The sequence below is a fragment of the Pseudomonas sp. NPDC089918 genome (assembly GCF_050280605.1).
Taxonomy (GTDB): Bacteria; Pseudomonadota; Gammaproteobacteria; order Pseudomonadales; family Pseudomonadaceae; genus Aquipseudomonas.
Genome location: NZ_JBNNVP010000029.1, coordinates 65755 through 89659 on the forward strand (window position 1 = coordinate 65755; position 23905 = coordinate 89659).

A 23905-nucleotide genomic window follows, 5' to 3' on the forward strand; every position below is an offset into this window, starting at 1 on the left:
CATCCGGGAAGGGACGCGGAGCGTCCCGGGCGGCATTCCCACGCGGAGCGTGGGAACGATCACTGACTACCGCTCGCGCATCGCCTCGGTCCGCGCTTTCAACACCGGTTTAAGCAAATAATCCAACACACTTTTCTCCCCGGTAATAATGTCCACCGTCGCCACCATCCCCGGAATGATCAGCAGCGGTTTCACATCCCCGCCCAAGTGATTCTTATCGGTGCGCACCTGAATCAGATAAAAGCTGTTGCCCTTGTCATCAGTGATAGTGTCCGCCCCGATCAGCTCCAGCTTCGCACTCAAGCCCCCATAAATCGTGTAGTCATAAGCGCTGAACTTGACCATGGCTTTCTGGCCCGGGTGCAGGAACGCCACGTCTTGAGGGCGGACCTTGGCTTCGATCAGCAGGTTGTCTTCCAGTGGCACGATTTCCACCATGTCGTTGCCCGGCTGGACCACGCCGCCGATGGTGTTGACCTTCAGCATTTTGATAATGCCGTGAACCGGCGACACCACGGTGGTGCGCGTCACCCGGTCGTCGATGGCAATGCTTGAGGCGGTGATTTTCGACAGGTCGGTGCGTTTCTCATTCAGCTCTTTTGCCGCGTCCGAACGGAAGGATTGTTCGGACTCGTCGATCTTGCTTTTGATCTCATTGATCGCCGATTCGGCACGGGGAATCGCCAGGGTCGTAGCGTTCAGCGAGCCGCGGATTTCCACCGCACTGCGTTTGAGCCGCAGGATTTCCACCGGCGAAACCGCACCGGTGCCCACCAGCGGTGCCGACATGTTCATCTCTTGTTGCAGCAGCGCCAGGCTGGAACTGAACTGCCCCTGTTTAGAACGGAATTCCGCCAGCTCCTGGGTTTTCTGCCGAAGTTGTTCGGTCAGCGTGCGCTGTTCGCTGGCCAGTCGGCGCTGACGTTGTTCGTACAGCGAGCGTTCGTCCTCGGCCACTTGTGGCGCCTTGGCGATGACTTCCGCAGACAGCTTGAACGGCCGGCCTTCCGCTTCGGCCGATAACCGTTCGACCTGCGCAGTCAGTGCATAACGATCCGCTTCACTTTCACCTTTGTTCGACAGGAATCGCGTGTCATCCAGGCGCAGCAACGTGTCGCCCTTGTTCACCATTTGCCCTTCACGCACGAAGATTTCCGTGACGATGCCGCCCTCCAGGTTCTGGATCACCTGAATCTTGCTCGAGGGAATCGCCTTGCCTTCGCCCGTGGTGACTTCCTGCAACACGGCGAACTTGGCCCAGACCAGCGAGGTGATCAGCAGCGCCGCCGCCAGCCACACGGTGATCCGCGACCAGCGCGGCGAATCCTGCAACGAGGCGCCGGCGGTTTCCGGCATGAATTCGCTTTCGGCACTTTTGCTGAAACTGCCGAGGTAGCTTCGGGCCGCTGAATCCGGTGTTTGAGCAGACATGGGCAATACCCGTCAGTTAAGAGAAATAAAGCCGAACACAAACCTGTGGCGAAGGGACTTGCTCCCACTCCTGTGGCGAGGGGGCTTGCCCCCGTTCGGCTGCGAAGCAGTCGTAAAACCTGCCAACTCGGTCTGTCTGATTCCACCGGGGTGAATGGTTTTGGGGCCGCTTCGCGACCCAACGGGGGCAAGCCCCCTCGCCACAGGTCATGTGTTTGTGCCCCTAAACCGTCGCAGAGCCGACACGGCCCTTGCGCAATGCATCGATGACCGCTTCTTTCGGGCCGTCGGCGACGATCCGCCCGTTGTCCAGCACCACCAACCGGTCCACCAGGCTGAGCATCGAGGTGCGGTGAGTGACCAACAGCAGGGTTTTGCCCTGAATCCAGCCGTGGAGTTTTTGCCGCAGGACGTCTTCGCTGCTGTTGTCCATGGCGCTGGTGGGTTCGTCGAGCAGCATGATCGGCGGGTCGAGCAACAAGGCCCGCGCCAGCAACACCGCTTGGCGTTGACCGCCCGACAGCAACTGACCGCGTTCACCCACCGGCCGGTCGAAGCCATGGGGATGTTGGCGAGCCAGTTCGGTTACGCCGGTCAGTTCGGCGACTTCGAGCATCCGGGCATCGCTGATGTAGCGCGCGCCGAGGGTCAGGTTGTCGCGCAGGCTGCCGGCCAGCAGCGGCAGGTCGTGGGCGACGTAACCGATCTGTTGGCGCAGGTCAGCGACGTCCAGTTGCCGCAGGTCCAGGCCATCGAGCAGCAACTGGCCTTCTTCCGGCGCATAGAAACCCATCACCAGCCGCGCCAACGTGCTTTTGCCTGAACCGCTGCGGCCGATGATGCCGATCCGTTCGCCCGGCTTCATGCTGAAGCTGACGTTGGCCAGGGCCGGAGCATTCTGGCCGTTGTAGTGGAACGTCACGCCGCTGACGTCGAGTGCGCCTTGCAATTGCGTGCGCTCCAGCGGCCGCTGCCTGGCGTCACGTTCTTGTGGCAACGACATCAGCGCATCGGTGCTTTTCATGGTCAGTTGTGCTTGCTGATAACGGGTGATCAGCCCGGCGATCTGTCCCAGCGGCGCGAGCACGCGGCTGCCGAGCATGTAGGTCGCCACCAGCGCGCCGACGCTGAGGTTGCCGGCAATGATGCTGTAGACCCCGGCGACGATGGTCGCCATGCCGCAGAACTGCTGAATGAACAACGTGCCGTTGGTGGCCAGCGCCGAGAGGTTGCGCGCGTGGCTGTCGAGGCGGGTGAGGGCGCCGTGGGTGCTTTCCCATTTGTGCTGGCGTTCGCTTTCGGCGCTGCAGGCCTTGAGGGTTTCCAGGCCGCCGAGGGTTTCGATCAGCAGGGCCTGGCGTTCGGCGCCGAGGCTCAGACTCTTCTGCACGGTGTCGCGCAGACGTGCCTGAATCACCATGGCAAAAATGATCGTGATGGGGAATGCCAACAGCGGAATCACCACCAGCCAGCCACCGAGCAGGCCGATCACCACCAGCATCAGCACCGCGAAGGGCAGGTCGATCAGGCTGGTCAGCGTGACGGCGGTGAGAAATTCCCGAAGGCCCTGAAAATCATGAATGCTCTGGGCGAAACCACCGATGGTTGCTGGCCGTGCTTTCATCGCCATGCCGGTGATGCGTTCGAACAACGTCGCCGAAAGAATCACGTCGGTTTTCTTCCCGGCGGTGTCCAGCAAGTGCGCGCGAACCACCCGCAGCACCAGTTCGAAACCGGTGCCGATCAGCAAGCCGATCGACAGCACCCACAACGTTGAAGTGGCCTGGTTTGGCACCACTCGGTCGTAGGTCTGCATCACAAACAGTGGCACCATCAGCCCCAGCAGGTTGATCAGGAAACTCGCCAGAATCGCATCGCTGTACAGCCACTTCGACAACTTCAACGTGTCGCGAAACCACGCTTCGACTCGCGGCACCAACGGCGCGCGCAAGTCTTCGAGTTCATGCCGCGGCCGAGCGAACAGGGCCTGGCCGCTGTAGTTGGCGGTCAGCTCGTCCGTGCTGACCCATTGTTCTCCGCCGTCGGCTTCGCTCGGCAGAATCAGCGCCTGACCGTCATCGCCGAAGCGACGCAAGATTGCGCAGCGACCATGGTTGAGGATCAGCATCACGGGCAGGTTGAGCGCGGAAATTTCCCCCAGTTCACGGCGCAGCACACGCGCCTGCAAACTGGCCCGGGCTGCTGCGCGCGGCAGCAAGTCCAGGCTCAAACGTTGGTGTGCCATTGGCAGCCCGGCACTCAGGCTGGCGCGACTGACCGTCGCGCCATGAAGTTTGCAGAGAATCAACAGACCGTCCAGAAGCGGGTCATCGAAGCTCAGACGCGGATCGACACCCGTGTTGCCGGTTTCCATGCTGGTCATATTGATCGCCTGTGGCGAGGGAGCTTGCTCCCGCTTGAGTGCGCAGCACTCACACTGTCTTCATCTTCAATCGGTGTTCGGGGTTGCTGCGCAACCCAGCGGGAGCAAGCTCCCTCGCCACAATTGGTCACGTTGAGCTACTTCATTTCAGTTCAGGCAAGCGAGCTTCGTTTTTCACTTCGGTGGCGGCGATCGCATCGGCAGGCAGCACCACCCGTTGTTTGCTCAGCAACTGACCCATGTTCGCCAGCACGCGGTACATCGAAAACTCCTCGGTGTAGCGCACTTCGGTGTAGCGGCGGTTGGCGTTGTAGAGCTCGTTTTCACTGTCGAGCACGTCGAGCAAGGTCCGTTGACCCAGGCCGAACTGATCCTGATACGCGGCTCGCACACGGGTGGTGGTTTCGGCGTACTCACGGGCGGTCGGAGTTTGTTTCTTGGCGTTGAGCATGGCGTTCCAGGCCAGGTGGATGTTCTCGTTGAGCTGGCGCAGGGCGTTGTTGCGGATGTCCAGCGCCTGGTTGATCTGGTGCGCATCGGAGGCCAGCCGGGCCTTGTCGCTGCCACCGCGGAACAGGTTGTAGTTCATCACCACACCCACTCGCCATTCGTTGTCGTGGCCTTCGTCACCCTGAATATTGTTATTCGCGCCCACCGCCGCTTCAGCGTCAAAACGCGGGTAGAACGGCGACTTGGCGACTTCGTACTGGCTCTCGGCCGATTGCACATCGGCCTGGGCGGATTTCAGGTATGGATTGTTTTCCACCATGCTCTGCTGGGCTTCCGGCAGGGTGGCGGGCAATTCGCCGCGGGTCGATGGCGGTGCTTCGAGTTCATCGGGCATGCGCCCCACGACGCTGTAGAAATTTGTCTCGGCATCGGCCAGATCGACTTCGGCGGTGTCGAGGTTGTTTTGCGCCAGTGCCCGGCGAGCGGTGGACTGGTCGGAGTCGGCGTTGCTGCCGACCCCACGCTGAGTGCGCAGGCCTATCTGATCATTGACCCGCATGTGCGCTTGCAGGTTGTTCTTGGCCAGGGTCACCAGTTCGCGACGCTTGAGCACTTCGAGGTACACCTCGACGGTGCGCAGGGCCAGATCCTGGGCGGTGCCCTGAGCGTAATAGGCTCGCGAGTTGGCTACGCCTTTGGTGCGCGCGACTTCGTTGGAGGTGTTGAAACCGTCGAACAGCATCTGCCGCAGGCGCAGTTCCGATTGGGTGTAGTTGAGGATTTCGGTGTGGTGATTGCCCTGCGCCCGAGTGGTGGTGTTATCGCTGTACCCGCGCCCGTAGCCGGCGTTCAAGTCCACCGATGGATAAAAGCCCCCTTTGGCGACTTTAATCTGCTCGTCGGCCGAGAGCCGGGCATCGACCCGCGACGCCAGTTCCGGGTGGGTCGCAATGGTGCTCTGGATCGCCTCGGTCAATGACATCGCCTGAGCCTGAGAAGTGCAGGCCATGGCCAGCAAAATCGCACTGCAAAGGGGGGTTAAAACGCGCATGGATGCCTCTCCCTGATTCCTGATGGTACTTAGTGAGTCGCCAAATATTTGACGTTATTTTTAAGTGAAACCGTCTCACCCTTGTTACAACAGAGCTAAGAACATCCTGACGCGAAGCTAAGAAGGATTTCTCATAACGCTTATGCTGAAAAAAACTTATGCGCTCTGAAAAATCCAGCACATTGTTCAATGCGAAAGCCTTTGTTTATGAGCTCTCAGGAGCATCGAAGGGCTTGAGGAAAGTTCAATTCACTTTTCGACACAGAGCGAAGAAGTGCTGGAGGGGAGGGAAGCGAGACGGTTTAGGGGCGACAATTTTTTGTCGCTCAAGTGATTCAAAACCGTTACGCATCGTTGGCAGGGCGGTTATTTTGGAAGTGGACCCCGATGCCGTTGATTGCACAGGGTTTTATCCCGATCCAGAAATTCCCCTTGCGAGCGACACGCCTGGCGAAAGTGTCGGGAGGCAGTGGTTTACGTCAGGTAAACGCTTTCTCGGCAAATGATCCGTCAGGCCAACCTGCTTGAACCATGGGCACGTTCTTCGCGCAAACAGGATGCCGACAGCAGTTGGCAGCGGAGGAAATGCACATGGCAACGCTCATCGGTATCGTCAGTAAGGTCATCGGTCAGGTATACGCAGTGGCGGGTGATGGCACCCGACGCACCCTGGTCGAGGGCGATCGGCTGTTTGCCGGCGAGCAACTGGTCACTGGGGCCGAAGGCGCGGTGGCGGTGCAACTGCAAAATGGCCAGGAGCTGACCCTGGGGCGTGACAGCAGCCTGCAGATGACGGCCCAATTACTGGCGCATCAGGTCCCGCACGTGGAGACCTCTGAGGTGGTGACGCCGAGCCAGGCGCAATTGACTGATGTCGAGCAGCTGCAAAAAGCCATTGCCGCCGGCGCCGACCCGACTCAAACAGGCGAAGCTACCGCCGCCGGGCCGGGCTCGGGCGCGCCGGGTGGATTGGGCGGCGGTCACAGTTTTGTGTTGCTGGAGGAAGTGGCGGGCCGGGTCGATCCCATCATTGGTTTCCCCACTGCGGGCTTCAACGGTATTCCCGAATTCACTCTGGAGCGCCGGGATCCGGACAACGGCGACAACGGCGACAACGGCGCAGGTGGTGCGGGGGGGGCAGGCGCGCCGAATAACCCGGTTACCCTCATTGGCCTGTCGGCGTCGGGGGGCGAACTCACCCTCAATGAAGCCCACCTGGCGGAAGGTTCGGCCAGCAACCCCGGAGCGCTGACTCAAAACGGCACCTTCACAGTCATTGCTGCTGATGGGCTGACCAGCCTGAACATCGGCGGGATCAACGTGATCAGTGGCGGTGTGCCCGCCGGTTTTCCGCAGTCGATCACCACTCAATTGGGCAACACCCTGACGATTACCGGCTACAACCCGGCCACCGGCGTAGTGAGTTACAGCTACACCCTGGTCGGCAACGAAACCCACTCGGCTGGCGATGGCGCCAACAACCTCAGTGAACAGTTCACCGTGGTCGCGAGTGACAGCAATGGCGATACCGCCACCGGTTCGCTGGACGTCAACATCACCGACGATGTGCCCAAAGCGATCGACGACACCAACGCCAATACTGCCTCGGAAACCTTGCTGACCCTGACCGGCAGCGTGCTGCCCAACGACCTCCAGGGCGCCGACCGTATTGCCACCGGCCCCGACAGCGGGCCGATCATCGGCGGTACGTTCAACGGGACTTACGGCACGCTGGTGCTCAACCCCAACGGCACGTACACCTACACCCTGAACACCAGCGACGCCGACTTCAAAGCCTTGCACGGCGGCGGCAGCGCTACGGAAACCTTCACCTACACCCTGACGGATGCCGACGGCGATACCAGCACCGCGAACCTGGTGCTGGAGATTCACAACAACGATGACCCGGTGACCCTCGATGGCCTGAACGTCAACGGCGGCGAACTCAACGTTTATGAGAAAAACCTCAGCGACGGCACCAGCCCCAACACACCAGCCTTGACCCAGGGCGGCACCTTCACCGTCACCGCCCTCGACGGTTTGCAAACCCTGACCGTGGGCGGCATCGCGGTGGTCACCGATGGCGTGGCCGCCGGCTTCCCGCAATCGATTGTCACTGCGCTCGGCAATACGCTGACCATCACCGGTTTCAACAGCACCACAGGCGTAGTCAGCTACAGCTACACCCTGACGGATAACGAAACCCACCCGAACGCGGACGGCACCAACAGCATCACCGAGAACCTCAACGTCGTTGCCACCGACGTCGATGGCAGCACGGCATTGGGTCAGATCAACGTCAACATCGTCGATGACTTACCCACCGCCAACCCTGATCTCGCCACGATAGCCGAGGGCGCAACGGCCTCGGGCAACGTGCTGGACAACGATATCGGTGGCGCCGATGGCCCGGCACTCAGTGGTGCGGTGGTTGGCGTGCGCGCCGGCAGCGACACCTCGACTTCGGCTATTGGTGGCTTGAACACGCAAATCAACGGCACCTACGGCTACCTGACTCTGGATGCCAACGGTAACGCCGTGTACCACAGCAACCCGAACTCGGTCAGCGCGCCGGGCGCCACGGATGTGTTCACCTATACCGTGCGCGATGCTGATGGCGATGAAAGCACCACAACCATCACCATTAACGTGGCCGATTGCACCCTCGTAGCGGCCAGCGACAGCGACGTGACGGTTAACGAAAAAGCCCTGGATCTGACCCAGGATGGCCAGGACCTGGCAGCGGGCACCGTCACCGGCAGCGAGCCGGGCAATGCCGGTGAAACCGGCTCCGGTACGTTGGTGGGCTCGGTTACCGGCACCACTGGTGTGATCACTTACACCTTGGTCGGCAGCGCCACCGGGACTTATGGGCAAATCCTGCTCAACCCCGACGGCAGCTACACCTACACCCTGACCTCCCCACCAACCACCACGCCCCACGCTAACGACGGGCCGAATACCCTGAGTGAAAGCTTCACCTATCAAGCGACCGATCCCTTGGGCAACAGCGTCACCAGCACCATCGTGATCAACATCGTCGATGACGTACCCACCGCTCATGCCGATGCAGTCGCGGTGGCGGAGGGCGGGACGGTCAGCGGTAATGTATTGGGCAACGATGTGCTTGGCGCTGACGGCCCTGCGTCGGGTGGAGCAGTGGTCGGCGTGCGCGCCGGCAGCGACACCTCGACCTCGGCCATTGGCGGTTTGAACACGCAAATCAACGGCACCTACGGCTACCTGACGCTGGATGCCAACGGCAACGCCGTGTACCACAGCAATCCGAACTCGGTCAGTGCGCCGGGCGCTACGGACGTGTTCACCTACACCGTGCGCGATGGCGACGGCGATGAAAGCACCACGACCATTACCATCGACGTGTCCAACTGCTCCCTGGTAGTGGCTCCCGATACCGACGTGACGGTTCAGGAGAAAGCGCTGGATTTGACCAAGGATGGCCAGGACCTGGCGGCGGGCACCGTCACCGGCAGCGACCCAGGCAACACTGGTGAAACCGCTTCCGGCACGCTGGTCGGTTCCATCACCGGCGCCACTGGCGCGATCACTTACAGCCTGGTTGGCAGCGCCACCGGCACCTACGGGCAACTCCTGCTCAACCCGGATGGCAGCTACACCTACACCCTGACGTCCGCACCCGCGACTACGCCCCATGCCAACGACGGACCGAATACCCTGAGCGAAAGCTTCACCTATCAGGCCACCGATTCTCTAGGCAACAGCGTCACCAGTACCATCGTGATCACCATCGTCGATGACGTGCCGACTGCTTACTGCGATTCAGTCGCGGTGGTAGAGGGCGGTACGGTCAGCGGCAACGTGTTGCACAACGATGTGCTCGGTGCTGACGGCCCTGCATTGGGCGGTGCAGTGGTCGGCGTGCGGGCCGGCAGCGACACTTCGACTTCGGCCATCGGCGGTTTGAACACGCAAATCAACGGCACCTACGGCTACCTGACTCTGGATGCCAACGGCAACGCCGTGTACCACAGCAACCCGAACTCGGTCGGCGAGCCAGGCGCCACGGATGTATTCACCTATACCGTGCGCGATGCCGATGGCGATGAAAGCACCACCACCCTGACCATCGACGTCCACAACAACTGCCTCGTAACGGTCCCCGATACCGACGTGACCGTCTACGAAAAAGCCCTGGATTTGACCAAGGATGGCCAAGACCTGGCAGCGGGCACGGTCACCGGCAGCGAGCCTGGCCACACCGGTGAAACCGGCTCCGGTACGCTGGTCGGTGCGGTCACCGGCGCCACCGGCGCAATCACCTACACCCTGGTCGGCAGCGCCACCGGAACCTACGGGCAGATCCTGCTCAACCCCGACGGCAGCTACACCTACACCCTGACCTCGGCGCCGAAAACTTCGCCCAACGCCAACGACGGCGCGAACACCCTGAACGAAAGCTTCACCTACACCGCCACCGATTCGCTGGGCAACAGCACCACCGGCACCCTTGTGGTCAGCATCGTCGATGACGTGCCGTCTAACACCGTCGCCTCGGACCGTTCGGTGCCCGCGGTGCAGATCGACTCCAACCTGCTGCTGGTGATCGACGTGTCCGGGAGCATGGACGATCCCTCCGGCGTATCGGGCCTGTCGCGGTTGGACCTGGCCAAACAGGCGATCAGCGCACTGCTCGACAAGTACGACAATCTGGGCGACGTGAAGGTACAGATCGTCACCTTCAGCAGCAGCGCCACGGACCAGACCTCGGTGTGGGTCGATGTGGCGACGGCCAAGTCGATCATCGCGACGTTGACGGCGGGTGGCGGGACCAACTACGACGTGGCCGTGGCGACCATGCAAACCGCGTTCGATACCTCGGGCAAACTCATAGGGGCGCAGAACGTCGGCTACTTCTTCTCCGATGGCAAACCCAATGAAGGCGACATTGGCACCGCGGACGAGACCGCGCTCAAAGCCTTCCTCGACGCCAATGGCATCAAAAACTACGCCATCGGCCTGGGCAGCGGCGTCAGTAATGACAGCCTCGATCCAGTGGCCTATGACGGCAGCACGCACACCGACACCAATGCCGTGGCAGTGACCGACCTCAATCAACTCAACTCGGTACTCTCGGGCACCGTGCAAGGCGCGCCGGTCACCGGCTTGCTGCTGGGCGAGGGCGAGGGCGGTACGTTCGGCGCCGATGGCGGCTTCATCAAAACCATCACCGTCGATGGCACCACTTATACCTATGACCCCAAAGGCAACAGCAATCAGGGTTCGCTGATCTTCAGCGGCGGCGTCAACCACGGCACCTTCAACACCGCCAACAACACCTTGAGCATCGCCACCGACAACAGCGGCACGCTGCTGGTGAACCTCGACACCGGCGAGTACACCTACCTCTCGCAGAAAACCACGGCCGTGACGATCACCGAACACATTGGCTTCACTGCCAGCGACAACGACGGCGATCTGGCCAGCTCCACGCTGGTGATCAACGTGATTCCGAACACGCCACCGGTGGCGGTCGATGACCATGTCATCACCAACGTGCTGTCGGGCAGCATTGTGGTGCCGGGCGAGCTGCTGCTGGCCAATGACAGCGACGTCAATGGCGATGCGCTCACTGCATCGCCAACCACCTTCAACACCGGTTGGCTGACCAAGGGCGCGGACTTCACCGGTACCAACTCGAACTTCAGCTTCACCGGAAATAACCAGGCAGTGACCATCGCCCGTAGCGCATTCGTCGCCAATACGGCAGCCATGACCGCGGTGCTGGTGGTCAGCGGGGCATTGGGGTCGGTCAGCAACAACAATACCAACGACGAGGACCAGATCACCGTCAACCTCAAGCAGGGTGAAACCCTCAACCTGGACCACAACCTGGCGGCCGGCCACATCACCATGGAGTACTCGGTCAACGGCGGCGCTTTCATTGCCATCGCCGACGGCCAGACCATCACCGCCTTGGTGGACGGCACATACCAGATTCACATAACCAACATCGACGACGGTGGTCCGGGCAACAGCGGGAAGGGGTCGGAAAATTACCAACTGACCATGACCGTCAACTACGCCGGAGCCCACGAAACCACGCCGGACTTTCACGGTACCTACACCGTCAACGACAACCATGGCGGCAGCGACTCGGCCAATGTGACCATCAGCTATCAGGATGGCCATACGCTGACTGGCACCTCGGGGGACGACGTACTGGTGGCGGGGGCTGGCAACAACGTCATCAATGCCGGCGACGGTAACGACGTACTCAGCGCAGGTTCAGGCAACAACGAGTTGCACGGCGGCGCCGGCAATGACTTGCTGTTCAGCGGCGCGGGCAACGACCTGCTCGATGGCGGCACCGGCAACGACACCGCGAGCTACGCCCACGCCACCGCCGGAGTTACCGTCAACCTGAGCCAGCTCACCGCGCAAAACACCCTCGGCGCAGGCACCGACACCCTGACCGGCATCGAAAACCTCACCGGCTCAAACTTCAACGACAGCCTCATGGGTGACAACAACAACAGCAACATCATCAACGGCGGTTTGGGTAACGATGCGCTCAACGGCGGGGGCGGCGACGACTTCCTGATCGGTGGCCTGGGCAACAACACCCTCACCGGCGGCAGCGGCGCCGACACCTTCCAGTGGCTCAAAAGCAACAGCGGCCACGACGTCATCACCGACTTCACCCCAGGCACCGACAAACTTGACCTGTCGCAACTGCTGCAAGGAGAAAACGGCACCGCGGCATCGCTGGATGACTACCTGCACTTCACTGTCAGCGGCAGCGGCGCATCGGTCATCACCAGCATCGACGTCAGCGCCATGGCCGGCGCTACGCCGAACCAGACCATCGACCTTGCCGGCGTGAACCTGGCCAGCCACTACGGCGTCACCCCCGGGGCGGGCGGGGTGATTGCCGGCGGCGCGGATACGGCGACGATCATCAACGGCATGCTCAATGACCATTCGTTGAAGGTGGATACCGTGTGAGTTGAAACGACAAAACCCGCCATTCCGGTTGCACGGGAGGGCGGGTTTTTCATGGTGGGTGTTTTGAGCATCAGAGGATGTGTTGCCTGCAGAACAGCCATCGCGAGCAGGCTCGCTCCCACAGTTGACTGCATTCCCTCTGTGGGAGCGAGCCTGCTCGCGATGACGCCCCTATCAACACCGCATTACTCATGATCGACATAAAACCCGTGGCGAGGGGGCTTTCTGTGGCGAGGGGGCTTGGCCCCGTTGGGTTGCGAAGCGACCCCAAAACCTGCAATCGCGGATTTTCAGGCAAACCGCACTCGCCGGTTTTACGACTGCTGCGCAGCCGAACGGGGCGATGCGGCGTTCCGACAAGCCCCCTCGCCACAAACTCTCGCGAAGCTTTTGACTCAGGTCGCCTCGTTCAGGTATTTGCCCACGGTCGCCACGTTGTCGAGCGAATACTGCTTGCTCAGGTTGGCGATCATTTTGTTCAGCGCTTCGGTCACGTTGAACTGATTGGTGGAGCTGTCAGTGTTCTGCTCGCGGCCGGCTTGCAGGGCGGTTTTCAGTTCATCGCTGCTCACGCCACCGCTGCTGTCGCTGTCCAGGATCTTGAGCAGTGCGGCACTGGTGTCGGTGCTGGTCGACGAGGTGCTGTCGCTGGCCAGGGCGCTGTTCAGTTCGGTGGCTGTGACACTGCCGTCGCTGTCGGTATCGAGCTGGCTGAACAGCTCTTCGCTGGACACCTGCTGAGGTGGTGGAGGCGGTGGGGTCAGGCTGGCGACAAGTTCGTCCTGACTGACGGTGCCGTCTTCGTTCTTGTCCAGGGCCGAGAAGATTTCCGTGCTGTCGGCCGTGCTGCCGGCATTGCTCAGGCCGCTGCTCAGTTCATCGCTGCTGATAGCGCCGTCGCCGTCAGTGTCCAGAGCGCTGATCAGCGCATCGGCCAGTTCGGTGCTCGGTGCCTGATCATGCGGTGGCGGTGGAGGGGCCATCGCGGCCATTTCCTCACTGCTCAGGCTGCCGCTTTCGTCGCTGTCCAGGTCGCTGAAGTTCTTGCTCAGGCTGACCAGCAAACCGTCATCGGTTTTCTGTGACAGGGCGCTCGTGAGCTCGTCCTGATCCACCGCGCCATCGCTGTTGTTGTCGAGCTTGGCGAGCAGTTCTTTCTGAAATTGCTGGCTGCGGGCACTGTTGGTGGAGGTGCTGCTGGTGCTGGTATAGCTCGTGTAGTTGCTGCTGATACTACCGATCATTAGGCTCACTCCTTATTGGAAACCGGTGGGTACACCGGCTTATCCAGCCTCAAGGGGCAAGTTGTCGTGGGTATGTGGGATTTGTACCGATTGGTACACACGAATATTGGCCTGGCTCAGATCCTGTGGGAGCGGGCTTGCTCGGGTAGAAACCGGAGACATCCTTTACGTTTTAAACCTGACACACCGCTTTCGCGAGCAAGCCCGCTCCCACATTGGATTTGTGTGTGATTTAGAGGCGGGGCAGGCGAATGACGGCGGTTAAACCACCACCGGAAGTCTCTTCCAGGCTCAACTGCCCACCCAACCGCTCCGCTGCTTCCCTTGCGATGGTCATGCCCAGGCCGACGCCGCCGGAGTTGCGATTACGTGAACCTTCCAGGCGAAAAAATGGCTCAAACACCGCTTCACGTTTATCCGCCGCGATACCCGGGCCATGGTCGATGACCCGGATCACCAGTTCCTCGCGACTGTCCTCAAGCGAGATCAGCGCGTCCCCGGCATAACGCAGGGCGTTGTCCAGCAGGTTATTGATGCACGAGCGCAGGGCCATCGGCTGAACCTGCAACGGCGCGCAATGGCCGCTGGCCTGGACATTGGAACCCTGGTCCTGGGCGTTTTCGCTCAGGGATTCCACCAGCGCCTGCACGTCCATCCATTGTGGTGCCTCACTGGTGCGCTGTTCGTGCAGGTAGGTGAGAGTGGAGTCGAGCATGCTGATCATGTCGTTCAGGTCCTGACGCATCTGGCCTTGCAGCTTGTCGTCGTCGATCTGTTCCAGCCGCAGCTTGAGCCGCGACAGCGGCGTGCGCAGGTCATGGGACACCGCGCCAAGCATCCGCGAGCGCTGCTGTACCTGTTCAAGAATGCGCTTCTGCATCAGGTTGAAGGTGTGCGCCGCTTGCCGCGCTTCCCGTGGGCCCGACTCATCCAGCGGTGGGCTATCGAGGTTTTCACTCAGGCGCTCGGCGGCGTCGCTCAGACGTTGAATCGGGCGGGTCAGCAGCTTGGCGCCGTACCAGGCGGCGATGATCAGCGAGACAAACTGAAAGGTCAGCGGCACCAGCGGCCCGCCGAACCACGGCCGTGGCGGCCGGTTGCCGAAGCGCGGGTCTGGTGGTGGGCGTGGCCCGTCGAAGCGCTCGGAAAATTCCGACGGCGGAGGAGGGGGAGGCGGTGGACCGTAATGCCTGAACCAGAAGAACGCCAACAGGTGCGCCAGTACGATCGCCAGCAGCAGCACGCCAAACAGGCGGCCGAACAGCGTATCGAAGCGCGCACGCATCAGCCGATGTCTCGTGCGTCGAACAGATAACCCTCGCCGCGAACGGTCTTGATCAGCTGTGGGGCTTTCGGGTCATCACCCAGTTTCTGGCGCAGGCGCGAGACGAGCAAATCGATGCTGCGATCAAACGCTTCGATCGAGCGACCACGGGCGGCGTCCAGCAGTTGTTCGCGGCTGAGTACCCGGCGCGGACGTTCGATGAACACCCAGAGCAAACGGAATTCAGCATTGGACAGCGGCACCACCAGGCCATCGGCGGCGATCAACTGGCGCAGCACACTGTTTAGGCGCCAGGTGTCGAAGCGAATATTCGCACGTTGTTCGGTGCGGTCGTCGCGCACCCGACGCAGAATGGTCTGAATCCGTGCGACCAGCTCCCGTGGCTCGAATGGCTTGGCCATGTAGTCGTCGGCACCCAGTTCCAGGCCGATGATCCGGTCGGTGGGTTCGCAGCGGGCGGTGAGCATCAGGATCGGGATGTCCGATTCGGCGCGTAACCAGCGGCACAACGACAAACCGTCTTCGCCGGGCAGCATCAGGTCGAGCACCACCACGTCGAAATGCTCGGCTTGCAGCGCCTGACGCATGGCGGCGCCATCGGTGACACCGCTGGCGTGGATATTGAACCGGGCCAGGTAGTCGATCATCAGTTCACGGATCGGGACGTCATCGTCGACGATCAGGGCGCGAATGCTCCAGCGTTTATCGTCGGCCGGCGCTTTTTGATCGTCGTTCAGAGGTGCTGGGGAGTTGTGCATGCGTGCGTTCATCTGCCAGATAGGCTGCCAACCACAAAGATAGGCTGCGAGGTTGTGGCTTCAGCATAGGCGTCCGGCCGTGAGGCGGGAAGTGCTGTAGGACCTGTTGCGGTTGCCGAGGGTAGCGCTGAAGGGTGTTGTGGGCGTGTCGTGTGTGTACCGAACTCGACACAATTGCCGCAGGAGCTAGTCTTGTCTAAGCCGCGACGACGAATTACCGATCACCGGGTCCCGCAGCGGCGCTGGTTCCGCTACAATGCGCGCCGATTTCGACTTGCCTGAGAGCCCACTCATGTCCGCCTGCCAGACGCCTATCATCGTCGCCCTGGATTTCCCTACCCGTGACGCCGCACTGAAGCTGGCCGATCAGCTGGACCCGAAGCTGTGCCGGGTCAAAGTCGGTAAAGAACTGTTCACCAGTTGCGCCTCGGAAATCGTCGGCACTTTGCGCGACAAAGGCTTCGAAGTGTTCCTGGACCTCAAGTTCCATGACATTCCGAACACCACCGCCATGGCCGTCAAGGCCGCCGCGGAAATGGGCGTATGGATGGTCAACGTGCATTGCTCCGGTGGTCTGCGCATGATGGCTGCCTGCCGTGAAGTGCTCGATCAGCGCAGCGGCCCGAAACCGCTGTTGATCGGCGTGACCGTGCTGACCAGCATGGAGCGTGAGGATCTGGCGGGTATTGGTCTGGACATCGAGCCGCAGGAGCAGGTGCTGCGCCTGGCCGCGCTGGCGGAAAAAGCCGGGATGGATGGTCTGGTCTGCTCGGCCCTGGAGGCCCGGGCACTGAAAACCGCGCACCCGTCGCTGCAACTGGTGACCCCGGGGATTCGTCCGGCGGGCAGCGCCCAGGACGATCAGCGCCGCATCCTGACCCCGCGTCAGGCGCTGGAGGCTGGTTCCGACTATCTGGTGATCGGTCGTCCGATCAGCCAGGCGGCGGATCCGGCGAAGGCGTTGGCCGATGTAGTGGCAGAGCTCGCTTAACCAAACACTGAAGATCCAAATGTGGGAGCGAGCCTGCTCGCGATGAGGGAGTGTCAGTCGACATGAATGTTGGCTGATCCGCCGCCATCGCGAGCAGGCTCGCTCCCACATTGGTTTTGTGGTCATTTCAGGGTATGGGTTAAACCTTCAACACCAACTTCCCGAAATTCTCGCCGCTGAACAACTTCATCAGCGTCTCCGGGAACGTTTCCAGTCCTTCAACGATATCTTCCTTGCTCTTGAGCTGCCCCTTGGCCATCCAGCCGGCCATCTCCTGCCCGGCAGCACCGAACTGTGCGGCGTAATCCATCACCACAAAGCCTTCCATCCGGGCGCGGTTAACCAGCAGCGACAGGTAGTTGGCCGGGCCTTTGACCGCTTCTTTGTTGTTGTACTGGCTGATGGCACCGCAAATCACCACCCGCGCCTTCATGTTCAGCCGGTTCAGCACGGCATCGAGAATATCGCCGCCGACGTTATCGAAATACACGTCGACGCCTTTCGGGCACTCGCGTTTGAGGCCAGCGTGTACATCTTCGTTTTTGTAGTCGATGGCGCCATCAAAACCCAGCTCGTCAATCAGGAATTTGCACTTGTCCGCGCCGCCGGCAATGCCGATCACCCGGCAGCCTTTGATCTTGGCAATCTGCCCGGCAATGCTGCCCACCGCACCGGCCGCGCCCGATAGCACCACGGTGTCGCCGGCTTTCGGCGCGCCGACATCGAGCAGGGCGAAGTAGGCGGTCATCCCGGTCATGCCCAGCGCGGATAAATAGCGCGGCAGCGGTGCCAGTGTCGGATCGACCTTGTAGAAACCTCGCGGCTCGCCGAGGAAGTAATCCTGCACACCAAGGGCGCCATTGACGTAGTCCCCCACGGCAAACCCCGGATTGTTCGAAGCGATGACTTTGCCTACGCCCAACGCACGCATGACTTCGCCAATGCCGACCGGAGGGATGTAGGACTTGCCCTCGTTCATCCAGCCACGCATGGCCGGGTCCAGGGACAGGTACTCGTTCTTGACCAGGATCTGACCCGTCGCCGGCTCGCCGACCGGTACTTCTTGATAGGTGAACGTCTCGCGGGTGGCCGCGCCCACGGGACGTTTGGCGAGCAGAAACTGGCGATTGGTCTGGGTAGTCATGACAGGCACTCAAGATGAATGAAGTCTTGTTGATAGACCTTCATGGGCGATGCTGCAAGGTTGGCTGACGCTGCGAATGCACATCGATCCAGTGCGGTGATAGTCATGGCAGTGGTTCTATCACTGCAACTCATGGGTGCCCAACCGGCCTTCTGATAGTGCTGCCGCGCCATACGCCCCTATGACTAGACTGGCCACACGCGATCCCCTGCATTCTTCCCTCCGAGGACATAACAATGAGCATGACGTTTTCTGGCCAGGTTGCCGTTGTGACAGGCGCGGCCAACGGTATTGGCCGCGCGACCGCTTTGGCGTTCGCCGCCCAAGGTTTGAAAGTGGTGGTCGCCGATCTGGACGCGGCCGGTGGTGAAGGCACTGTGGCGCTGATTCGCACCGCCGGCGGTGAAGCGACCTTCGTGCGCTGCAACGTCACTGTGGAAAGCGATGTAAAAAATCTGATGGACGAGGTGGTAAATACCTACGGTCGTCTCGACTATGCCTTCAACAATGCCGGCATCGAAATCGAGAAAGGCAAACTGGCCGACGGCACAGTCGATGAGTTCGACGCGATCATGGGCGTCAACGTCAAAGGCGTCTGGCTGTGCATGAAGTATCAGTTGCCGTTGCTGCTGGCCCAGGGCGGCGGCGCGATCGTCAACACCGCTTCGGTCGCCGGCCTGGGCGCTGCGCCGAAGATGAGCATCTACGCCGCCTCGAAACACGCGGTGATCGGCCTGACCAAATCGGCGGCCATCGAATACGCCAAGAAAAAGATTCGCGTGAATGCGGTGTGCCCGGCAGTGATCGACACCGACATGTTCCGTCGAGCCTACGAAGCGGACCCGAAGAAGGGCGAGTTCGCCAATGCCATGCACCCGGTCGGGCGTATCGGTAAGGTCGAAGAAATTGCCAGCGCGGTGCTGTACCTGTGCAGCGACGGCGCGGCGTTCACCACCGGTCATTCGCTGGCGGTGGATGGTGGGGTCACGGCGTTTTAATGTTTTAGGTCGCGCCACAGGGATTCAGGCAAACACAATCTTTGTGGCGAGCGAGCTTGCTCGCGCTGGGCTGCGTAGCGGCCCCAAAATCTTGTGAGTGCTACGCCCTCAAGCGGGAGCAAGCTCCCTCGCCACAGGTTTCTCAGCACTACACACATTGACGCCGGTTCCGTGAAGACGCCGATCAATGTGTTTCAAATGATTAGATCTGAGGGTTTTGGCGGCGTTGTCGCACATCCCCTGGTGCGCTCCTGTGATTAACTGTTCCCCGCAAAACGGACAGGAGTTTGCTTGCTCATGGAGTTGAGAATCGATCGGGAGGCATTGGTGCCTGTCGTGCAGCAAATCGTCGACGCATTGGCCGACTGGCTCCGTCGCGGCGAGGTGACGCCGGGGGGGCGCTTGCCTTCCGTGCGACAAATCGCGCGGATCAATCTGCTCAGTCAATCCAGTGTCGTCGAGGCCTGTGAACGGCTGGTGGCTCAAGGGGTACTGGAGACGCGTAACGGGGCGGGTTTCTTTGTCGCGGCAACGGTGCTGGCCGCTCAGGAGCAACGCGATCTTCCCTGGTTCGAAGGGGTTGAGGAGAAGCAAAGCGGCCATGTCGAGGAACTGAAACTGGGTTGCGGTGGCCTGCCCGAAAGCTGGCGCGAGACTGACGACCTGAGCTACGCCATACGCCAGGTCAGCCGCACCGACATGGCCGGGTTGTTCAACTACAGCACGCCGCTGGGCCTGCCTGCTTTGCGCCAGCAGATCCTCAAGCGGTTGAAACAACTGAGTATCGAGGTGGATGAAAGCCGAATACTGACCACGGCAGGGGCCAGTCATGGGCTCGATCTGATTGTGCGCACGCTGTTCAAACCGGGCGATTGCGTGGTGGTGGAGAGTCCCGGTTATTCGATGCTGTTCGATCTGCTCAGGCTGCACGGGGTCAGCATGATCGAGGTGCCACGAACCCCGCGCGGACCAGACACCGAAGCACTCGAAGCAGTGCTGCTGAAGTACAAACCCCGTGGCTTGTTCATCAACAGCTTTTATCACAACCCCACTGGCAGCAGTTTGACCCCGGGGGTGGCTCAGCAGGTCCTGCAACTGGCCAAAAACCATGGCGTGCGGGTGATCGAAGACGACGTCTATGCGGATTTTCACGGCGGCCCCGGCACGCGCCTTGCGGCACTGGGCATCGATGACAACGTGATCTACGTCGGCAGCTACTCCAAAACCCTCAGTAGTTCGTTGCGGGTTGGCTTTGTAGTGGCCAGTGCCGATGTGATTTCGCGACTGGCGCAGGTCAAGATGATTAGCAGCATGGGCGCTTCACGGTTCAGCGAGTCGGTGCTGGCGAGTCTGTTGGCCAGCGGTGCCTACCGCAAATTGGTGCAGCGTCAGCGCCAGCGTTTAAGTATTGGCAGGGACGCAGCCTTGCAGGTCCTCGAAGACGCGGAATGGGAGGTTTTCGGCAAACCGGTTGGCGGCCTGTTCATCTGGGCGCGATCGCGCAACGCTGACTATGCTCAGGTGCGCACTCAGGCTCGACGCTTCGGTGTCCTGCTGTCTTGCCCGACGGCGTTCAGTCCGACCGGCCAGGCTCATGACTGGCAGCGGATCAACATAGCTTATGCCTGTGATCCTCGCGCCCGGGCATTTTTTCAGGCCACCGCCAGGGTCTGTTGACGTTTGGTGACGAACCGCGTTGCGCTGCCAAACGTCAACAGACCCTGAGGATCGACCTCGAGCGTTCTGAAAGCGACGCGGGCGTAGCTTTTTGCCATTATTCCGCAGCCAGAGACTTGTGTTGGCACAAGCCCGTTGCGAATCTGCATCAACAGACAATGGCAGGGGACTAAGCGCAATGATTTCGGCCGTGCAAGGACGTTTTGCCAACCTCGGTATGGCGAAAAAACTGGGTGTCGGGTTTGTACTGGTGCTGCTGTTGACCGCACTGGTAGCGGCCATCGGCGTATGGTCCCTGCAAACCATCAGTCAGCGCTTCGACGGGCTCAAGCAGATGTCGTCGCTCAACAGCGGTTTGCTCAAGGTTCGCCTGCTCGAGCAGGAATACGCCTTGCACGGTAATCCGAAAACCGCGGACGCCTTGCGCGCCGGGGTGGACGCTCTGATCGCTCTGGCGACCCAGCTCAAGGCCCAGTCAGCGGCCAACGTGCCGATCATGAATGACGTCGAACAATCTCTGGGGGCCTATCGCAAGGCTTTTGACGAGTTCGTCTCGCTGAGTCAGGCCAAGGACCTGGCGCTGGAAATGGCCAGTTGGTCGGTGTCCAGCGTGGCCAATAACCTGGACGTGCTGCAGGCCGGGCTCGCCGATGATGGTGCCTATACCTTGAAGGAATCCGAGGGCAAGGACGGCGCGCAATTCATCGAACAAGCCAATCAGGTCAGCCAGGTTGCACGGCTGATGTTGCAGGCCATGAACGAAGCACGCGTACGCCTGGACCAGAGCCGCAAGGGCGACGACAGCGGCGGGCAGGGCAAGATCGAGCAGGCCGATCAGGCGCTGACTCAGGCCGAGCAACTGAAAACTACGATCAAGGACGAGGGCTATCAGACTGTCCTCAATGAAGTGTCCGGTCACATCGCCGGTTTCAGTGAAAAACTCGCCGAGTACACCGGACTGTTGGCAGAGGAAAAAACCGTCTACGAGCAACTCCACCAGCGCGCCGCTCAAGTGGTGGAACGGGTGGATCAAGCCTACGTTGCCGAAGACCTGTCGATGCAGGCAGAGCTGAAAAAGAACTCGCTGTTGATCATCGGTTCTTCGGCACTGGCCTTGCTGGTGGGGCTGATTGCTGCGTGGGTGATCACCCGGTTGATCGTCGCGCCACTGCGCAGCGTAATTGGTGTTGCTCAACAAATCGCCGCGGGCGATTTGAGTGCAACGATTGAAGTGACCCGCTGTGACGAGATCGGCCAGTTGATGCAAGCCATGCAGCAAATGGGCGCAGGGCTGAGCAGTATCGTCAGTGGTTTGCAGGCCGGTATCGAACAGTTGGCAAGCTCTGCTCAATCGCTGTCGGCGGTAACCGAACAGACCAACCTTGAGGTCAGCAGCCAGAAGGAAGAAACCGAGCAGGTCGCCACCGCGATGAATCAGATGACCGCGACGGTGCATGACGTCGCACGTAACGCGGAAGAGGCTGCTCAGGCGGCGCAGACTGCCGATGGCAAGGTTGAGAGCGGTCAGCAGGTGGTGCGTCAGAGCATGGTGCGGATCGAACAATTGGCGGACTCGGCCACCTCGGCCAGTTCCAGCATCGAAAGCCTCAGTGCGGAAATCCAGAACATTGGCACGGTACTCAGCGTGATCAAAAGCGTTGCCGAGCAAACCAACCTGTTGGCGCTCAATGCGGCCATCGAGGCAGCGCGGGCCGGCGAGCAGGGCAGGGGTTTTGCGGTGGTGGCCGATGAAGTTCGGGCGCTGGCCAAGCGAACCCAGCAATCAACCGAGGAAATCGAACGGCTGGTCAGTGCCTTGCGCTCGGCGGCGCAGTCGTCGGTGCAGCAGATTCAGAGCAGTGGCGAGTTGGTGAAACTGGCGGTGAGCGATGCATTGCAAACCGAGAGCGCGTTGGGAAGCATTGCGGCAGCGGTGTCGCTGATTCAGCAGATGAACCAGCAGATCGCAGCGGCTGCGGAAGAGCAGAGTTCAGTGGCCGAGGAGATCAATCGCAGTGTCACCAGTATCCGCGCCAGTGCGGATCAGTCGTCGCTGGCGATGCAGGGCAATGCTGCGTCGAGTATTGAGTTGGCGCAGCTGGGAGGTGAGCTGAAGGGGATGGTGGGGCACTTCAGGTTGTAGGGGCTGCCCTCCATCAATCCCAACGCAAAAAAAAGCCACCTGACCCGGTGGCTTTTCAGCATTGGCATGATCAGTCGTAGATCGCTTTTTTCTTCCAGTCGGCGTCAGCCTCGACGTCTTTGAGGCCTTCAGTCAGTTGGTTCATCTCGCCTTCCACCGGAGCGATCTTGTCCATGACCTGGGCGTTGGCGCGGGCCAGGAGTTTCTCCAGGTATTCCAGCTGTTCAGCGTAAATCTGCGGTTCCTGTTGCTTGCGCAGGTATTGCACGCCGCGTTCGAAGGCCAGACGAGCCTGGCCGGGCTGGTTCTGTTGCAGAGAATGCTGGCCCAGGTTGTTGAAAAATTCGATGTGCAGCAGGACCAGGATGTGACGGACTTCGCGGACCCAGCGCTTGGCTTCGTTGGGCGGCAGGAAACCGTCCTGTGCCGCGCGGGTGATCTGGCCATGCAGGGCTTCGAGCAAAAATCGCACGTCTTTGGCTTTGGCTTCGGTCTGGATCGGTGCCGGCGGGTTGTTGACCGGGATCGATTCGCCTTGGGCGACGAGGGCACTCAGCTCGGCAATCCGTGCCTTTAAGGTGCTGTTGGATTTTTCCAGGTTCAGCAAGCGCTGGCAGACGTTCAATTCAAGACGGGTCAACAGCAGCTTGAGGGTCGGTGTCATCAACTGACCGGGGAAGGTCTCGGTGATTTCACCGCAGCGACGCAGACGGTCATTGAGTTCAACCTTGGTGCGGGCCTTTTCCAGCTTATTGTTCTCCACCACATGGTTCATGTAGCCAATGGCGATCAATAGTGCGATCCCGGCTACGACTAGCAGGGTGATCATGAGTGGTGTCACCGGTAAGACCTCTTTTATTAGGGTTCGCGTGCGAGTCGAGTGTAGTAGCTTGGCATTTGGGCGCCTAGGGTCGCTCGACGAGTTGAATCGGCAATGGCTCTGCTTATATCGGCCGTAACGCCGCATAGATAAGTAAATAGCGTGTGAGGTGCACATTGCCATCATCCGGGCCGGGACTATAGCGCCTTGCTGGATGCCAGAATATAGGCGCCAAAGGTCAGTCGACGGAAAAGCCTCAATCGCTGCTGAAAGCAGGGCGAAGTCATTGATTTAAATAAATTTATATCTGGGGGTTGACGACCCCTCAATCCATCCATAGAATGCGCGCCACTTACAGCGTAAAGCACACAGCGAAACGCGGTAGGGAGTGAATGTTGTACGTGTGTCCCCTTCGTCTAGTGGCCTAGGACACCGCCCTTTCACGGCGGTGCGTAAGCCTCGGGAATCTTGGCCCAGACATACATCGATGCTTTCGGGTTTTCGACCATCCAGCCCAGTTCATGCAGGCCTTTGACCAGCACG

Annotated in this window: 13 protein-coding genes and 2 pseudogenes; 6 read left to right on the forward strand and 9 right to left on the reverse strand. The window is 60.6% G+C overall.

What is annotated here, in order from left to right; genetic code table 11:
- Positions 1–66: 66 nt before the first annotated feature.
- The 3 genes from ACQKPC_RS20235 to ACQKPC_RS20245 form a co-directional block, all read right to left on the reverse strand.
- Positions 67–1431 carry an HlyD family type I secretion periplasmic adaptor subunit gene (locus ACQKPC_RS20235; RefSeq protein WP_007905140.1) on the reverse strand — a complete coding sequence of 455 codons (1365 nt, stop codon included), beginning with the start codon at positions 1429–1431 and terminating at the stop codon, positions 67–69.
- 223 nt (positions 1432–1654) lie between these two features.
- Positions 1655–3814, reverse strand: coding sequence for a type I secretion system permease/ATPase (locus ACQKPC_RS20240; RefSeq protein WP_427626035.1), 2160 nt, complete (start codon positions 3812–3814; stop codon positions 1655–1657).
- A gap of 142 nt (positions 3815–3956) precedes the next feature.
- Positions 3957–5315, reverse strand: coding sequence for a TolC family outer membrane protein (locus tag ACQKPC_RS20245; protein ID WP_427626036.1), 1359 nt, complete (start codon positions 5313–5315; stop codon positions 3957–3959).
- 591 nt (positions 5316–5906) lie between these two features.
- Here ACQKPC_RS20245 and ACQKPC_RS20250 point away from each other — a divergent pair.
- On the forward strand, positions 5907–12302 hold the full coding sequence (locus ACQKPC_RS20250) for a retention module-containing protein (RefSeq protein ID WP_427626037.1): 6396 nt from the start codon (positions 5907–5909) through the stop codon (positions 12300–12302).
- A 395-nt stretch (positions 12303–12697) separates the two neighbouring features.
- On the opposite strand, the gene xopAW is transcribed toward ACQKPC_RS20250, so the two are convergent.
- The 3 genes from xopAW to ACQKPC_RS20265 form a co-directional block, all read right to left on the reverse strand.
- Positions 12698–13546, reverse strand: coding sequence for a XopAW family type III secretion system calcium-binding effector (gene xopAW, locus ACQKPC_RS20255; RefSeq protein WP_427626038.1), 849 nt, complete (start codon positions 13544–13546; stop codon positions 12698–12700).
- Positions 13547–13778: 232 nt separating this feature from the next.
- Positions 13779–14831 carry a sensor histidine kinase gene (locus tag ACQKPC_RS20260; RefSeq protein ID WP_427626039.1) on the reverse strand — a complete coding sequence of 351 codons (1053 nt, stop codon included), beginning with the start codon at positions 14829–14831 and terminating at the stop codon, positions 13779–13781.
- Positions 14831–15589 carry a response regulator gene (locus ACQKPC_RS20265; RefSeq protein ID WP_038982042.1) on the reverse strand — a complete coding sequence of 253 codons (759 nt, stop codon included), beginning with the start codon at positions 15587–15589 and terminating at the stop codon, positions 14831–14833. Before ACQKPC_RS20265 ends, ACQKPC_RS20260 begins: the two co-directional genes overlap by 1 nt.
- A 292-nt stretch (positions 15590–15881) precedes the next feature.
- Here ACQKPC_RS20265 and pyrF point away from each other — a divergent pair, with 292 nt between their 5' ends.
- Positions 15882–16580: an orotidine-5'-phosphate decarboxylase gene (gene pyrF / locus ACQKPC_RS20270; RefSeq protein WP_192343951.1), complete on the forward strand. Its 699-nt coding sequence runs from the start codon at positions 15882–15884 to the stop codon at positions 16578–16580.
- A 139-nt stretch (positions 16581–16719) separates the two neighbouring features.
- Here pyrF and ACQKPC_RS20275 read toward each other — a convergent pair whose 3' ends face one another.
- Entirely contained in the window at positions 16720–17724 is a 1005-nt protein-coding gene (locus tag ACQKPC_RS20275; RefSeq protein WP_427626040.1) for an NADP-dependent oxidoreductase, read from the reverse strand.
- A 236-nt stretch (positions 17725–17960) separates the two neighbouring features.
- Here ACQKPC_RS20275 and ACQKPC_RS20280 point away from each other — a divergent pair, with 236 nt between their 5' ends.
- From ACQKPC_RS20280 to ACQKPC_RS20295, 4 genes and pseudogenes are all read left to right on the forward strand, one after another.
- Complete coding sequence (locus tag ACQKPC_RS20280) at positions 17961–18722, forward strand: SDR family oxidoreductase (protein ID WP_427626041.1); 762 nt, start codon at positions 17961–17963, stop codon at positions 18720–18722.
- A gap of 297 nt (positions 18723–19019) precedes the next feature.
- Positions 19020–20399 carry a PLP-dependent aminotransferase family protein gene (locus tag ACQKPC_RS20285; protein WP_427626042.1) on the forward strand — a complete coding sequence of 460 codons (1380 nt, stop codon included), beginning with the start codon at positions 19020–19022 and terminating at the stop codon, positions 20397–20399.
- 1057 nt (positions 20400–21456) lie between these two features.
- Positions 21457–21681, forward strand: a pseudogene (locus ACQKPC_RS20290) (HAMP domain-containing protein); the annotation flags it as partial.
- Complete coding sequence (locus ACQKPC_RS20295; RefSeq protein WP_427626045.1) at positions 21679–22542, forward strand: methyl-accepting chemotaxis protein; 864 nt, start codon at positions 21679–21681, stop codon at positions 22540–22542. The pseudogene ACQKPC_RS20290 and the gene ACQKPC_RS20295, both read left to right, overlap by 3 nt.
- Positions 22543–22612: 70 nt before the next feature.
- Here the strand turns inward: ACQKPC_RS20295 and ACQKPC_RS20300 are convergent, their stop codons facing one another.
- Entirely contained in the window at positions 22613–23371 is a 759-nt protein-coding gene (locus ACQKPC_RS20300; RefSeq protein ID WP_427626043.1) for a hypothetical protein, read from the reverse strand.
- 440 nt (positions 23372–23811) lie between these two features.
- Positions 23812–23905, reverse strand: a pseudogene (locus ACQKPC_RS20305) (hypothetical protein); the annotation flags it as partial.